This window comes from Winogradskyella sp. SYSU M77433 (genome assembly GCF_029911945.1).
Lineage (GTDB): Bacteria > Bacteroidota > Bacteroidia > Flavobacteriales > Flavobacteriaceae > Winogradskyella.
Window position 1 is genome coordinate 468090 of record NZ_JARYTG010000003.1, and the last position, 15869, is coordinate 483958.

General features: G+C 31.7%; 16 protein-coding genes. 9 read left to right on the forward strand and 7 right to left on the reverse strand.

Translation table 11 applies throughout. The features are described from left to right. The 3 genes from QGM60_RS08160 (at nucleotide 1) to QGM60_RS08170 (ending at nucleotide 2311) form a co-directional block, all read left to right on the forward strand. Nucleotides 1-546 carry a DUF6452 family protein gene (locus QGM60_RS08160; protein ID WP_281139746.1) on the forward strand — a complete coding sequence of 182 codons (546 nt, stop codon included), beginning with the start codon at nucleotides 1-3 and terminating at the stop codon, nucleotides 544-546. Then, nucleotides 512-1273 (forward strand): DUF6048 family protein, encoded by a 762-nt coding sequence (locus tag QGM60_RS08165; RefSeq protein WP_281139747.1) that lies wholly within the window; start codon nucleotides 512-514, stop codon nucleotides 1271-1273. Before QGM60_RS08160 ends, QGM60_RS08165 begins: the two co-directional genes overlap by 35 nt. A gap of 210 nt (nucleotides 1274-1483) precedes the next feature. Further along, nucleotides 1484-2311: a hypothetical protein gene (locus QGM60_RS08170; protein ID WP_281139748.1), complete on the forward strand. Its 828-nt coding sequence runs from the start codon at nucleotides 1484-1486 to the stop codon at nucleotides 2309-2311. On the opposite strand, the gene QGM60_RS08175 is transcribed toward QGM60_RS08170, so the two are convergent. Together QGM60_RS08175 and QGM60_RS08180 are read right to left on the reverse strand one after the other, a co-directional pair. Next, on the reverse strand, nucleotides 2312-3265 hold the full coding sequence (locus QGM60_RS08175) for a phosphoribosylaminoimidazolesuccinocarboxamide synthase (protein WP_281139749.1): 954 nt from the start codon (nucleotides 3263-3265) through the stop codon (nucleotides 2312-2314). Nucleotides 3266-3358: 93 nt separating this feature from the next. Then, complete coding sequence (locus tag QGM60_RS08180) at nucleotides 3359-4312, reverse strand: PhoH family protein (protein ID WP_281139750.1); 954 nt, start codon at nucleotides 4310-4312, stop codon at nucleotides 3359-3361. 110 nt (nucleotides 4313-4422) lie between these two features. Here QGM60_RS08180 and QGM60_RS08185 point away from each other — a divergent pair, with 110 nt between their 5' ends. The 6 genes from QGM60_RS08185 to dnaN all read left to right on the forward strand — a co-directional run bounded on the left by QGM60_RS08185 (nucleotide 4423) and on the right by dnaN (nucleotide 9815). Next, complete coding sequence (locus tag QGM60_RS08185; protein ID WP_281139751.1) at nucleotides 4423-5289, forward strand: SAM-dependent chlorinase/fluorinase; 867 nt, start codon at nucleotides 4423-4425, stop codon at nucleotides 5287-5289. A 19-nt stretch (nucleotides 5290-5308) separates the two neighbouring features. Then, nucleotides 5309-5605 (forward strand): antibiotic biosynthesis monooxygenase family protein, encoded by a 297-nt coding sequence (locus QGM60_RS08190; protein WP_281139752.1) that lies wholly within the window; start codon nucleotides 5309-5311, stop codon nucleotides 5603-5605. Between the two features lie 122 nt (nucleotides 5606-5727). Then, the gene (gene gldF / locus QGM60_RS08195; RefSeq protein ID WP_281139753.1) at nucleotides 5728-6450 is read left to right on the forward strand and encodes a gliding motility-associated ABC transporter permease subunit GldF; all 723 of its coding nucleotides are present in this window, start codon (nucleotides 5728-5730) and stop codon (nucleotides 6448-6450) included. A gap of 2 nt (nucleotides 6451-6452) precedes the next feature. Further along, nucleotides 6453-6953, forward strand: a complete 501-nt coding sequence (locus QGM60_RS08200; RefSeq protein WP_281139754.1) for a hypothetical protein — start codon at nucleotides 6453-6455, stop codon at nucleotides 6951-6953. After that, entirely contained in the window at nucleotides 6940-8607 is a 1668-nt protein-coding gene (gene gldG, locus QGM60_RS08205) for a gliding motility-associated ABC transporter substrate-binding protein GldG (protein ID WP_281139755.1), read from the forward strand. Before QGM60_RS08200 ends, gldG begins: the two co-directional genes overlap by 14 nt. 89 nt (nucleotides 8608-8696) lie before the next feature. Then, nucleotides 8697-9815, forward strand: coding sequence for a DNA polymerase III subunit beta (dnaN, locus tag QGM60_RS08210; RefSeq protein WP_281139756.1), 1119 nt, complete (start codon nucleotides 8697-8699; stop codon nucleotides 9813-9815). A 92-nt stretch (nucleotides 9816-9907) separates the two neighbouring features. Here dnaN and QGM60_RS08215 read toward each other — a convergent pair whose 3' ends face one another. The 5 genes from QGM60_RS08215 to QGM60_RS08235 form a co-directional block, all read right to left on the reverse strand. Beyond that, complete coding sequence (locus tag QGM60_RS08215; RefSeq protein ID WP_281139757.1) at nucleotides 9908-10447, reverse strand: hypothetical protein; 540 nt, start codon at nucleotides 10445-10447, stop codon at nucleotides 9908-9910. A 56-nt stretch (nucleotides 10448-10503) separates the two neighbouring features. Next, nucleotides 10504-13038: a T9SS type A sorting domain-containing protein gene (locus QGM60_RS08220; protein WP_281139758.1), complete on the reverse strand. Its 2535-nt coding sequence runs from the start codon at nucleotides 13036-13038 to the stop codon at nucleotides 10504-10506. A gap of 163 nt (nucleotides 13039-13201) precedes the next feature. Then, the gene (locus tag QGM60_RS08225) at nucleotides 13202-13708 is read right to left on the reverse strand and encodes a hypothetical protein (RefSeq protein ID WP_281139759.1); all 507 of its coding nucleotides are present in this window, start codon (nucleotides 13706-13708) and stop codon (nucleotides 13202-13204) included. A gap of 33 nt (nucleotides 13709-13741) precedes the next feature. Then, on the reverse strand, nucleotides 13742-14974 hold the full coding sequence (locus QGM60_RS08230) for a hypothetical protein (RefSeq protein ID WP_281139760.1): 1233 nt from the start codon (nucleotides 14972-14974) through the stop codon (nucleotides 13742-13744). 140 nt (nucleotides 14975-15114) lie between these two features. Then, nucleotides 15115-15867, reverse strand: coding sequence for a LytTR family DNA-binding domain-containing protein (locus tag QGM60_RS08235; RefSeq protein ID WP_281139761.1), 753 nt, complete (start codon nucleotides 15865-15867; stop codon nucleotides 15115-15117). Between the last annotated feature and the right edge of the window lie 2 nt (nucleotides 15868-15869).

Below are 15869 nucleotides of genomic sequence, written 5' to 3' on the forward strand. Positions count from 1 at the left end.
ATGAAAAAGTTAAAGTTTTTAGTTCTTACCATAACACTAATATTACTAAGTTGTGAGCGTGATGATATCTGTGCAGAAACTACATCGACAACGCCTAGATTAATTATAGAGTTTTATGACGTTGATAATAATGATGTTTTAAAAAACGTGCCAAGATTAACCGTCTATGGTGAAGGGTTACTAACAGAACCACCAACATCTAGTGTTGATGAAACTTTGGTTTATAATGATAATAATACAAACTCAATAGCTCTCCCTTTATTGATTGGTGAAGAAGAATCTGAAACGACTATAAGGTTTGTTTTAGAAAAAGACACTCATTTAAGGTTAGACGATGATGTTGACACAAATTCTAACGAAGACATCTTAGAAATAAGTTATACCTCAGAATATGTTTATGTATCTAGAGCTTGTGGGTATAAAAGTGTTTTCAACGACATAGATGTCAGTAGAAATGCTGATGGTGATACATGGATTAGCTCAATTGAAACCTTAGTTACAGAAATAGAAAATGAAAACAACGTACATGTCTACATCTATCACTAAAAGTTTTATTCTTTTACTATTACTATTATTTTCTACTGTAACCTTTGCGCAAAAAAAGGAAACTGTTAAGGATACTTTGGTCTATAAACAAAAATACGGACTGCGCTTAGGTGTTGATCTTAGTAAAATAGCGCGAACATTCTTCGAAGAGGATTACACGGGCTTTGAGGTAATGGGCGATTACCGTCTGACTAAAAATGTATATTTAGCTGGTGAAATCGGTAATGAAGAACGTACCATTATTAACGAAACTCTAGACAACACAACAAAAGGTAGTTATTTTAAAGCTGGTATAGATCTTAATATGTACAAAAACTGGCTAGATATGGAGAACATGATTTATGCTGGTTTTAGAGTTGGAGCAAGTACATTTAGCCAAACTCTGAATAATTACGGTATTTACAATGCTTATAATCAATATTGGGATGAACAAATCACTATTGGAGAAAATAGAGAATTCAGTGGTTTAACAGCGCTCTTCGGTGAAATTCAAATTGGGATTAAGGCCGAATTATTCAATAACTTTTTTGCTGGAATTAATGCTCAACTAAAAGTCTTGGTTTCTGAAAAAGCACCAGGCAACTTTGAAAATCTATACATACCAGGCTTTAATAGAACTTATGACAGTGGAAGATTTGGAACTGGTTATGGGTTTAACCTATCCTATTTAGTTCCTATTTTTAAAAAGGATAAAATTGTTCTTCAGGAAAAGGAAGCTGAAGAGTAATTAAAAGCTATAGAAATAACTAACAGTAGCTTTATCTTTTTCAACTTTTATTGATAAAAATGAAATTGAAATAATTCATCATCTTGAACATTTGATTTTAATTATAAAAGAAAATTATTAATGCCTAAATTAAATTTAATCACATTTATTATATGTTTTTTAATAGTTACTTCTTGTTCTTCCCAAAAAGAAAGAGCTGAAAATATTATAATGAAGTGCCTTTACGAATCATATGAAGATAAAGGTGTAGAATTCAAACAAGCAATATTAGATTACGAAAACTTACTGATTCAACAAGAATTTTTAAAAGGCAAATCTGGTAAAAATTATAAAGAAGCTATTGGTTTGTTAATCGAGAATAAAGATTTAGAATATTTACCATCGACTTCATTTAATACTTTTGTTAGTACCAAGGTACGACCTAATATTCTCAAACTAATTGAATGTCAAAAAGTTTTCATTGATTCTTCAGTATATGATTTAACTAAGTTAAATGCCTTTAAAAAAACAGTAGAAAATCAAATTTCTTATTCAGAAATAAATCCACACTCCATTTTACGAAGTATGGATTCTATATTAAGTGAGAATGACTATGAAAACCATTATTATAAACTTCAAACATTCAATATTTTATCCTTGTTTATAATAGATAGAGGACTTTTAAGAACTTTACCTAAGGCAAACTATGAATCTACAAAAGAGAAAGATTTATCTAATGCCTTATCTATTTATATTGATGAAAAGAATACAATTTCTATCAATGATGAAAAATCTAGCCTAAAAGAAATTAGAGAAACGGTAAGAAATTATTACTTAAAAAACACCTCAGAATCCATAGTAACTCTTAATTACAATAGTGGAACCAGCTTTTCGAAATATATAGCTTTACAAAATGAAATCACAAATGCAATTAATAGCTTACGAGAAAAGCTTGCCTTAAAACTTTATAAGAAAGATTTAGATAGCTTAACTAGAGAAGAGCTTACAACAATCAAAGAAAAATACCCTCTAAACCTTATAGAAAAAAGCCTTGATTAGTTAAGAGCTTTTCAAATACCCTAGAACATTTGACTCTATCCTACTCTGAATATTAGAAACATCAGCTTTTACAAAAGTTTCTCCTGTAATGTTTTCGTATAATTCAATATAGCGTTCGCTTACAGTTTCTATGTACTCATCACTCATAAATGGGATTTCTTGACCTTCTTTACCTTGAAAACCATTAGAAATTAACCATTGACGTACAAACTCCTTAGATAATTGTTTTTGTGCTTCTCCTTTATCTTGACGCTCTTGGTAACCATCTGCATAGAAATAACGTGAAGAATCTGGTGTATGGATTTCATCAATCAATACAATTTTTCCTTCTTTAGTTTTCCCAAATTCGTATTTGGTATCTACTAAAATCAGTCCTCGTTCTGCGGCAATTTCAGTGCCTCGTTGAAACAACTTTCTGGTATAATCTTCAAGAACTTCGTAGTCTTCTTTTGAGACAATATCACGCTTAAGAATATCTTCTTTTGAAATATCCTCATCATGGTCTCCCATTTCTGCTTTTGTAGCTGGAGTTATAATCGGTTCTGAAAATTTATCATTTTCCTTCATGCCTTCTGGCATAGAGACACCACAAAGTAATCGTTTACCTGATTTATATTCGCGTGCCGCATGACCAGACATATATCCACGAATTACCATTTCAACCTTAAAAGGCTCACATAAATGTCCAACAGCAACATTAGGATCTGGAGTTGCTACCAACCAGTTTGGTACCAAATCTTCAGTGTCTTTCATCATTTTAGTTGCAATCTGATTAAGGATTTGCCCTTTGTAGGGAATTCCTTTTGGCATAACAACATCAAAAGCACTTAGTCTATCAGTAGCAATCATTACCAATTGCTCATCATTTATATTATAAACCTCTCTTACTTTTCCTTTATAAACACTTTTTTGATTTGGAAAGTTGAAATTGGTATCTGTAATTGTATTATTCATTTTTTAAACGTTTATGCGTTTAATTATTTATTTGTTAGTTAATTAAAATGTATTGTGAACTTTCACTGAATACTGCACAGTAAAGACTGATAACTAGTCGCGATTCTCTATACTTTTATAAGCGTCAATAACCTTCTTAACGAGTTTATGACGGATAACATCCTTATCATCTAAATAAATCATACCGATGCCTTCGATATTTTTAAGTACTAATAAAGCTTCCTTTAGTCCAGAAATTGTACGACGTGGCAAATCTACCTGACCAGGATCTCCAGTCAACAAAAACTTGGCATTTTTACCCATACGTGTTAGAAACATCTTCATCTGTGCATGCGTTGTATTCTGACCTTCATCCAAAATCACAAAAGCATTATCTAAGGTTCTACCACGCATAAACGCCAAAGGTGCTATTTGAATAATACCTTTTTCAATATGACTTTCTAACTTTTCTGCAGGAATCATATCTCTTAACGCATCGTAAAGTGGTTGCATATAAGGATCTAGCTTTTCCTTTAAATCGCCAGGAAGAAAACCTAAATTTTCACCAGCTTCTACCGCAGGACGTGTTAGAATAATTCGCTTAACCTCTTTATTCTTTAAAGCTTGTACAGCCAATGCCACACCTGTATATGTTTTACCTGTACCAGCCGGACCAATAGCAAAAACCATATCGTTTTTACGAATACTTTCTACAAGCTTACGTTGGTTAACAGTTTGTGCCTTTATCAACTTACCACCAACACCATGCACTATAACCTCGCCACTTGTAGCTGATGTATTGTAATCTTCACTACTATTGCTTGTTAAAACACGTTCTATAGCATTTTCATCAAGTTTGTTGTACTTACCAAAATGCTTCATCAACATCATCATTCGGGTATCAAACTCTTCTAAAAGCTCTTCATCACCATAGGCTTTTATTTTATTACCTCTAGCTACAATTTTTAATTTAGGAAAGTACTTTTTTAAAAGTTCAATATTAGCATTGTGCGCACCGAAGAATTCCTTTGGTGTTATCTCTTCAAGTTCTAGGATAAGTTCGTTCAAAAGCGTGCTCTATTTAGTGTGTTAATCTGTTTTCTTTTATTAGTTTTGTGTACACACAAATCTAACAATTTTACAACCACGATTATTAAAAAAATATCAACAATCAATCTATGGCTATAATCACTTTAACGACTGATTTTGGAGAAAAAGATCACTTCGCCGGAGCCATAAAAGGTGCTATTCATAGTGAACTTTCTGATATAAATATTGTTGATATTTCACATTCTATATCTCCTTTTGATACTTCGGAAGCTGCTTATATAATTTTAAATGCCTACAATAGTTTCCCGAAAGGAACGATTCATATTATAGGAATAGATTCCGAGTTAAGCCCTGAAAACAAACATATTGCAGTTAGTTTAGACGACCATTACTTTATATGTGCTAACAATGGTATTATGAGTATGATTTGTACTGAGATAGCACCAGAGAAGATTGTTGAGATTAACATACACGATAAGATTGAAACGAGCTTCCCTGTACTTGATGTATTTGTTAAAGTGGCTTGCCATATTGCTAGAGGAGGTACACTTGAGGTTATCGGAAAAGTTATTAACACTATTAAGCCTATTAAAAATTTAAACCCTTTTGTTAATGACGATAATAATCAGATTATAGGTAGTGTAATCTACATAGATAATTACGGTAATGTAGTTACCAATATTAAACGAAAATTCTTTGAGTCGGTACAAAAAACTAGAGCCTTTGAAATTTCGGCAAGAAACCATAAGTTCAAAACCATATATCAAAAATATAGTGATATTGTAAATTTTGACATTGAGGAATCTAAACGTAATGATGAAGGTAAAGGAATGGTTGTTTTTAACTCTTCTGGGCACTTAGAAATTGCTGTTTATAAAAGTAATTGTAAAACTGTTGGTAGTGCTTCTACATTGATGGGGTTAAAAACTATGGACACTGTAACTGTTAACTTTTTGCCTGTACCAAGCACTTTACAAAGAGAAAACAGTTTATAAATAAAATTAAGATAAAAAGATGTTAGTAAGAATTGTAAAAATGAGTTTTGATCCTTCTAAAATTGAAGAATTCTTAGCTAATTTTGAAGCTAACAAAGAAAAGATACGCCATTTTGAAGGTTGTAATTTTTTAGAACTATATAGAGACCAAAACAATACCAATATCTTTTTTACGTATAGCTATTGGGATTCTGAAGCGGATTTAAACAATTACAGACATTCTGAATTATTTAAAAATGTATGGTCTAAAACCAAACCATTGTTTAATGCTAAACCTGAAGCTTGGAGTGTAGATAAATTGACGACTTTAGATTGATTAATTACGAATTAAAAATGCTCGCAAAGTCGCAGAGTCGCAGAGTCGCAAAGAAAAAAAATTATGATTAAACACATAACCACTGTACTTAATACTTTGTACTAATTACTTGATACTAATTTATGCTAGCAATCTTAAAAAAAGAAATAAATACATTTTTTGCCTCGCCTATCGGCTATTTGGTAATTGGTGTGTTTTTATTATTAAATGGACTCTTTCTTTGGGTTTTTAAAGGAGATTTCAATATTTTAGATACTGGTGTAGCCAGTTTATCTACTTTTTTCCTTTTAGCACCTTGGATTCTTATTTTCTTAGTTCCTGCTGTAACGATGCGAAGTTTTAGTGATGAAAAAAAGCAAGGGACTTTAGAGCTTTTGGTTACCAAACCTATTTCTCACTTTCAGATTGTATTAGGTAAGTATTTTGGTGCTTTAGTATTGATTGTTTTGGCATTGATTCCCACTTTTCTTTACGTCTACACGGTTTCTAAACTTGGTAGCCCTGAAGGCAATTTAGATATGGGAAGCACACTTGGTTCTTATTTTGGATTGTTATTTTTAATTGCTTCTTACTCAGCCATCGGCGTGTTTGCTTCTACACTTTCAGATAATCAAATTGTGGCATTTATAATTGCTGTATTTATTTGCTTCTTCTTTTATTTCGGGTTCGAAGGTTTATCCAATTACAATATTTTAGGAGATTTAGTTTACATTGAAAATCTTGGTATGGCAGCACATTACAATAGTATGAGCCGTGGTGTGATTGACTCTAGAGACTTAGTATATTTTATAAGTATTGCTTTAGCGTTTTTATTTTTCACAACTTTTAGAATTCAAAAACAATAACAATGATTATCACGCCTTTTTTAGTCATTTTCATGATTATAGTATTCGTACTATTGTTTTTGTTTTTTAATACAGTAGATAAACGTAAATGGCTAACCGCAATTATAAGTTTGGTGCTTACGCCATTCGCTTACTTTTATGTTTTTTATCCTTTTATAAATATTATCAGCAACCACCATCATCAAAAATATTTCGATAGTGAAGCTTGGATAGAAAAGCCAGCACTACGTTACGAAATGATTGATAATACCATAGAATCAGACACACTAATTGGAGCTTCAAAAGAAACTGTTAGAAATTTACTTGGTAAAGAAGAATGGTTATCATGGAACGATGCTATTAAAAATCATGATATCAATAAATGGAACTACGGACTTGGCATAGAGCCTGGCGCATTTAACGACAAAAGAGATTGTGTAGAAATAATCTTTAAGGATAATAAGGTTGCGGAATTGAGACCTTATGAGGAAATCATAACTTTTGAGAAAAATGAAGAAGAATAAAACCTTAATATACATACTTGCTGTCATTATTGGTTTAATAATCGTTAATGTCATTTCTAGCAACATATATAAGCGTTTCGATTTAACTAAAGACAAACGCTACACACTTTCTAAAGTATCAAAATCATTGGTAGAAAATTTAGATGCACCTCTGGTTATTGATGTGTTTTTAGAAGGTGATTTTCCTTCGGAATTTAGATTACTTAGAACTGAAGTGAGACAACTTATTGAAGAATTTCAGTTGCAATCCGATCAAATTTTCATCAATTATATTAACCCTATCGAAGATGAAACCATCAGAGAACGTAACATTCAAGAGTTAACAAAATCTGGGTTAGAGCCTTATATAAATACAGATAATAGTACAGGAAAAGTAACGCAAGAAATCATCTTTCCTTGGGCATTTGCCAGTTATAAAGACCAAACGGTAAAAATTCCATTATTAAAGCGCAGCATTACGGAAGATTTACCAACTCAAATCAATAATTCTGTACAGTCTTTAGAATATGCTTTTGCCGATGCTTTTAACAAACTAGTAAAAGAAAAGTCTAAAAAAATTGCCATTTTAAAAGGTAACGGTGAACTAGGTGATATTTATATTCAAGATTTCTTAAAAACAGTTCAACCTTATTATAACCTTGCTCCTTTTACGTTAGATAGTGTGGCAACAAACCTTGAAGGCACCTTAAAAAATCTAGAAAGCTACGACCTTATTGTTGCTGCAAAACCGAGTGAAGCATTTACCGAAAATGAAAAACTGGTTCTGGATCAATACACTATGAATGGAGGAAAAAGTCTTTGGCTAACAGAAGCCGTAATTATGGATAAAGACAGTCTTTATAATGATTCTGGTTCTTCTGTATCCATTATGAGAGATCTAAACCTTAAAGATTTCTTTTTTAAATATGGATTTAGAATCAATCCTAGTTTAGTTAAGGATTTATATTCTGCACCAATTATGCTGGCTATTGGTGAAGGAAGTCAAACCCAAATGCAACCTATACAATGGCAATATTCTCCATTAGCAAAGTCTAATTCTGAAAACGCTATTACAAAAAACATCAACTTAGTAAAGTATGATTTTGCAAGTCCGATAGACACACTGAAAAACGGAGTTAAGAAGACTATTTTATTACAAAGTTCGCCACAATCAAAGCTTGAAGGTGCTTTAAAAACCATTTCACTTGCTGATGTTACAAAATCACCAGATGAAGCAAGCTACAATAAAGGACCACAAAACTTAGCGGTTTTATTAGAAGGTGAGTTTACATCTGTTTATGACAAGCGTATCTTACCAACCAAAATAAAAGATTTTAAATCTAAAAGCTCACCTACTAAAATGGTCATTATTTCGGATGGAGACGTTATTAAAAACGAAGTCATTAGAAATAGACCACAAGAACTAGGCTTTGATCAGCTCACAGGAAAAGCATTTGGAAACAAAGAATTTTTGCTAAATACGGTCAATTATTTATTAGACGATACCGGACTTATAAACATTAGAGCCAAGGAAATCAATATCGCTTTCCTAGATTCGGAGAAAATTAAGGAATCAAAAGGTACTTGGCAGCTCGTTAATATAGCGTTACCATTGGCTTTGCTAGCTGTTTTTGGTTTTGCTTTTAATTACTTCAGAAAACGAAAATACACCTAACTATTGTTAATAAGTTTGTTTTATAAAACCCATCTATTGAAATATATTTGTAAGACACTATTTAAAAGTTAAAAACTTATATATTCAATATGAAATTTATTGTTTCTAGTACTTATTTATTAAAACAACTTCAAGTTTTAGGAGGTGTTATTAATAATAGTAATACACTCCCAATTTTAGATAATTTCTTATTTGAACTTAGCCAATCAAAACTAACAATTTCTGCTAGCGATTTAGAAACTACAATGTCTTCTACAATTGATGTAGAAAGTGATTCTGAAGGTAGTATTGCATTACCAGCTAGGTTATTATTAGATACTTTAAAAACATTTCCTGAGCAACCATTAACGTTTGTGGTTGAAGAAAACAATACTGTAGAAATCAGTTCTAATCATGGTAAATATGCTTTAGCTTATGCTGATGGTGCTGAATTCCCAAATGCTGTTTCTGTAGAAGATGCTAGCAAAACAACCATAATGGGAGACATTTTAGCTACAGCAATTAGCAAAACTATTTTTGCTGCAGGTAATGATGATTTAAGACCTGTAATGAGTGGTGTTTTCTTTCAGTTTTCTCAAGAGAATTTAACTTTTGTTGCTACTGACGCACACAAATTGGTAAAATATACTAGAGATGACGTAAGTGCATCTGAAACAGCTGAATTTATAATGCCTAAAAAGCCCTTAAATTTATTAAAAGGGATTTTAGCAGGAAGTGATGATGATGTTTTAGTTGAATACAACGACTCTAACGCTAAGTTTACTTTTGAAAATTCAGTATTAATCTGTCGATTGATTGATGGAAAATATCCTAACTACGAAGCTGTAATACCTAAGGAAAATCCTAACAAATTAGTTATAGACAGAACCCAATTTTTAAACTCTGTACGCCGTGTTAGTATTTTCTCTAACAAGACTACACATCAAATCCGTTTAAAGATTGCTGGTGCAGAACTTAATATTTCAGCAGAAGATATAGACTACAGTAATAAAGCTGAAGAGCGTTTATCTTGTGATTACCAAGGTGACGATATGCAAATAGGCTTTAACTCACGTTTCTTAACAGAAATGATAAACAATTTAAACTCTGATAACGTACAGTTAGAAATGAGTTTACCAAACAGAGCAGGTATCCTTACTCCTATCGATGGATTGGATGAAGGCGAGCACGTGACTATGCTTGTAATGCCTGTGATGCTCAACAATTAAAAGGATTTCTTGCAAAATTATCTCAACGATAAAGAAAAAGCTCACCGTTTTGGTGAGCTTTTTTGATTACTACTACTTCTCTTTTTTGAAACTTAATCTAAACTATCCTCAAGAAAAATATAACCACCATCAAAAGAACCAGTAATTATTGTACCATCTTCTCTTTCAAAATTAAAAGTGAAAGCAATTCTATCTACAGAGTAATACGTAATAGTTACACTACCAGATACTGCATATAAATTATTTGATTCACCTTCTTGTAATTGTATTACACCAACTTCTAGCTCACCATTGACCACACTACCATTAACAAAAAACTCATAATCTAATATATCATTAAAGTCATAAGTTAATTCGCCAATAGAGTTTTCATTAATAGTAATACTCATATAGTCTAAACTATTCAGATTAAAACCATTATTAATAGATGCTAAAACTTCTGCTTCTGTTTTGTTGATTAGTTCAATATATGTTCTATTGAACGAGCTTTCAACAGTGGCAGAGGTCATACCAAAAGTTGTGTTACCTACTTTTACATAATTATTTTCATTAGTGTTAGTATCATCGTCTGATGAGCATGATACGGTTGACAAAACCAATAATATAATTGCTAAGAACTTTATAGTTTTCATATAAAAAAATTTAATAAAGCACCCAAAAAAAGGGTGCTTTTAAGGAGTTTATTTAATTAATTTTTAAGGAATTTCTTTGTTAGTGTTTTTCCTTCCGTACTCATACGAAGAAAATATAAGCCAACAGGGAATTCAGAAACATCTATACTGTTATTTACAGAATTGAGCTCTTTTATTACTTGACCATTTACGTTATAAATGCTTATTTTCTCTATAGCTTGAGAAGACTCTATAAATAAACTATGAGTAGCTGGATTAGGATATAACCTTACTTCTGAGATATTAATATCATCATCTAATCCTAATGTAGAATTGTATTCATAAGCTCCTAAATCTATTGTAGTGTTAAAGAATCTTGTATTACCTGCTAAATCTAAAGCACCGTATAAAGCATTATCATAATATGCATTATCACCTGAATCGATAACATAATTTGAAGCTGATGTAGGTTTGTAATCGCTATCTAAATTTAAATTATCTGTTGCAGGATCTAAGGTTGTTACGTTTGTTGCAGAGAATGAGCCGTAAGTTCCAGCGTTTGATGATACATTAGCAACAGTATTTGCTATAACAACATCATAATTAGTTTCAGCTCCGTTAGAAATATCTCTGGTTGCTGCTACACCACTAGTGGTATTCTGCCAAAAAATAGAATTATAAACATTTAAATTAACACTTCCATTTCCTGATGCTATAATCGAATTACCATGAGTACTATTATAGTCGTTATTAACAAACGTGCTATTAGTAACTACAACATCTAAAGTGTTTCCGTTATTCCAATCTGATCTGTAAATATCTAAGGCCGCAACATTAATATCGTTATCAGCTACCAATACATTAGCCCAACGTGTAAAAATATAACCGTTTGTATTATCAGATTGTACGTAAACTAACCCTAAATTAACCGATGTGTTATTTATAAATTTTGTATTCTCTAAATATAAACCACCGCTTAACTTTCGCATTTTAAGCAAATAACCGTTTGAATAATTATTTTGAATTAGCGAATTTTTAATTTTTAAGTTTGTAATACCTAAACTATTCGGAATGAATATGATACCATTTTCCTCTACACCACCAGATTGCGATGTGTCGTAAATATTTTCAAACACAATACCATCAAAAGTAACATTGTGAGCTCTAATTTCAAATAAACGCTCTGCATTATCAGTTTTATTAGTAGTGAAATCACCAGCAATATCATCTCCATTAATATCTCCAGTAAAAATGGTTGCATTAGTTGTATGTATTAAAGCTAAATCTCTATCTGCTAAAGTTGTCTCTGTTCCAGAGAAACCTCCAATAATATCAACTTCATTTGTACTAACAGTTAATGGAGTGTTTTTATCAACCAAAGTATAGGTTCCTTTTGCTACCCAAATAATATCATTTAAACTAGTATTTGGTAAAGCATCTCCTAAATTTGTGTAAGCATCTGCCCATGAGCTACCATCATTTGCTCCTGTTGCAGTAGCATCTACATAGAATACCGAAGGAATACAATTAATACTATAGCTTGCTTGACCATCTTTAGTCCAACCTGCTACATACTGACCACTGTTTGCTGGTGGCGAGAATCCGTTATCAACCTCAATACAGTATAAGCTTGGGTTACTGTAAGCTTTCATATAGTTGAAATTGCTATTATTTCCGTTTGAAATCAGCAAAGTCTCTAACTGACTATTATTATAACAGAAAATTTCGTTAATACTTGTATTTAAACGAATATCAAGACTTGTTAGATTATTTTCAGCAACATGTAAACGTGTTAGAGATAAGTTGTTGCTTACATCAATTGTGGCTATACTGTTATTTGGAACATCTAAACGTGTTAAATTGGTAAAAGCTTCTATACCTGTTAAGTCTGCAATACCAATACCATTCATAATTAACTCGGTAGTAGCTTGTGCTTCTGCCATTGTAATTTCAGAATCGTTATTTAAATTGATACTGCTATCGTTTACTAAAAAACTTTTAAAATTAGTATCTGGAATACTTACAATTTGATTTAACGCAGCACAATCGTCGCTATAAAATGCAGAACTTCCTTTTGTCCATCCTTGACTATAAAGACCAGCTTCTGCAGGTGGTATAATACCGGCATCAATTTGAATGCATGATAAGCTATTACCATAGGCTTTCATCCAATTGATGTTAACGTTATTACCATTTGCAATATTTAATTGATATAACACACCATTGTTATGGCATTGAATATCTGTAATTAATGTGTTTGCACTAATATCTAATGTTTCGATTTGATTAGCAGCACAATGTAAACGTGTTAATGCAAGGTTATTACTTACATCTAAAGACGTTAAATTATTGCTATAACAATCTAATCGTGTAATATTTACAAAAGCTTCAATACCTGTTAAATCTGAAATTGATAACCCATTTATCAATAATTGACCTGAAAATGCTTGTGCTTCAGCAACAGAAATTTCACCATCGTTATTTGTATTAATTGATGCATTTCCTACGAGATATGCTTTAAAATTAGCGTCTGGAATATTTACATTTTGAGCAAAAAATGCAGATACTCCCAAACATAGGTAGGTTGTTAATAATAGTAATGTTCTTTTCATTGTAGTTGAGAATTTTTATGATTAATCGAGTACAAAGCAACTGGTATTACCTAGTTTTTCAATTTGGGTTTTTCTGAAACTCCTCTATTTTTTTCTAAACAAAAAAAGAGCCTACACCTTGTAAACTCTTTTAAAAACTTTAGTTGAACTTTTATAATAGATATTATTCTACACAAGCTATGTAATCACCGTAAGGCGCTTTGATTGTTCCTCGATTTATACCGTTAAAAAAAGCTTCTCCATAGTTACCACCACCTGTATAATCTCTTCTTAAAATAAACTCATAAAGCATACATTGTCCGTCTGAATTTTTCTGAACAACAGCTCCTACAGCCCATTGGTATAAAGGTAATCCTGTGTCCTTATGCTTTACAGTAGACCAAGTGTTTGATGTTATATATTGATGTGTATTACTCATGCTTAGTTTACCGTAATAATTATTCAAACCATTTACAGCTATTGCCTTTAACGCTTCATCTTTATCTAAAGCACCTGCATCTGGAAGCTTAATGTTTTTTCTTTTTTCTAACTCCTCTTCACTAATTTTTTTGTCTTTCTTTTTAATAAGAGGTTTATCTAATTTTTCTTTTATTTTTTTAAAGAATTGAGCATGTGTAGGCTGTGTTGCTCCTATGGATATTATAGTTAAAAGTATTAGTAGCTTTTTCATCTTTTAAAATGTATTAATTATTCTATTATCGTTTTAATTAGCATTCTCACAGCTCATGATTTGTCCGTAAGGCATTTGTCCGTGGATAATTCCACCAAACTCAGAACTACTGTAACCGCTTCCGTTATATTGTTGTTTGATTAAAAATCCTTGCAGATAACACTCATTATTTTTATTTTTTTCTGTAAATGCACCTTTAATCCAACGGTACATAATATGTCCTGTGTATTTGTTTTTAACGATATTCCAGTCGTTAGATTCTATATTTAACTTTAAAAGTTTTGCGCCATCTTTTGCTATTGTTGCAGATACTTTTTCTTTAGCAAAGTTGACTAAAGAGGTATTGCTGTTCATTGCTCCTGCTTTTGGCATTTTTATAGCATCTGTTTTTGCTTTTGCAGCTGCATCGTAATTTGCTTTTAACGTGGCTTCAAACTCTTGTACGATTGGCTTTGCTTTTTCTAACCAATCTAGATGAAATTGTTGCTCGCCTTTTCCTATGATATTTAAAACTGTAATATCGTTTTGATGCATGTATGATGGCACATTAAAAGCGTGCCCACCTTGATGAGAACCTGCGTAAATAACAAATACATCTTCTGCTATAAGCATACCTCTAACAAGTATTGGCATACCTGTACCAAGCTCTATTGTTCTAGATCTGTCTGCACCGATTTTTGTTGTAAACATACCAGAAACTAACTCGTAACCAATATAGCCTTCTGGTGACATCATTACTAATTCTGGTGTAGTTAAGAAACGTAACCAAGCATATTCTGGATCTTGATATGGTAATAGATCTACATTATCGCCCATATCTGTCATTTGACGTCTAAGTTTTACACGGTCTACACCAACTGCGCTCATCCCTTTAGTCATGGCAAAAGGATAAGACATGTATAAGAATTCGTCTCCTATTTTTGCTGCTGCTTTTGGTTTATTAGCTTCTGCTTGTTGTTGCTTTTTTTCAAGATATTTTTGGTAATATAAATCTTGTTTAGCTTGATCGTTTGGATATTTTTTGGCTAATTCTGCTTTAAATTCTTCATCTGTATATTCTATTTTTGAAGAATTTTGGTTAGATGTTGATGAACTGTCAACCATTCCTGAAGAATTTTCAGTTTTTGAAGACGAGCTTGTATCTTCTTTTTTATCTAACTTCTTCTCTACCGCTGCTTTGGCTTTCTTTTTTAACATTTTACCAAATTGAGCTTGAGATGTACCGTAGCATAACGCTAAAGCAATAAATAGGACAACTTTTTTCATGATAGTATTTTTAGTTTTTGTCAAATAAAAAACTAAACACTAGCAGATTAAAGTAGTTTTTTCTAAAAGCAGTTATTTTTTTTCTGAAAGAGTTTTACAGATTCTTCGCTACGCTCTGAATGACAAAATAGTCAAAAAAACTATAAGAAAGTTTCTTTTACAACTTCTAAAAACTGATCGCGTTTTGACTTAGAAATAGGAATACGTTTTTGATTACTCATCAATAGATAATCACCATCGTCTTTCACTAATTCTTCAACATATTTTAAGTTGATTAAATACGAACGATGACACTTAAAAAACATAGCGTTTTTAGATAATTGCTCTACAAAATGCTTTAACGGTTTGCAAATGGTTTTTTGCTTTCCTTCTACCAATTGTACATTAGTATACATACCATCTGCCTCAAAATAAACAATGTCGTTATGCGATGCAAAAAGAATGCCTTTAGGAATTTCTAAAGCAATTTTATCCATTGATAATTGCCTTAAAGAGTCACGTAACTTATTTAATTGACCACTTAAATTGTTGGCTTCTATAGCTTCTTTTGCTTTTGTAACCGCTTCTTTAAGTTCTGTAATATCAACAGGTTTTAGTAAGTAATCTACTGCCGAAAGTTTAAAAGCTTCTATTGCATATTGGTTATATGCTGTAACAAAAATGATTTTAAAATCTATCTGATTTGGGAAATATTCTAAAATATCTAAACCTGATTGGTTTGGCATTTCAATATCTAAAAATACGATATCTGGATGCTCTGTTTTAATTAAATCTACACCAGATTTTAAATCTGAAGCTTCATTAATTTCTTCTATGCTTGGGCAATGTTCTGTTATTAAATTAGACAATAAATGTCTTGCGCGCTTTTCGTCGTCAATGATTATAGCCTTCATAA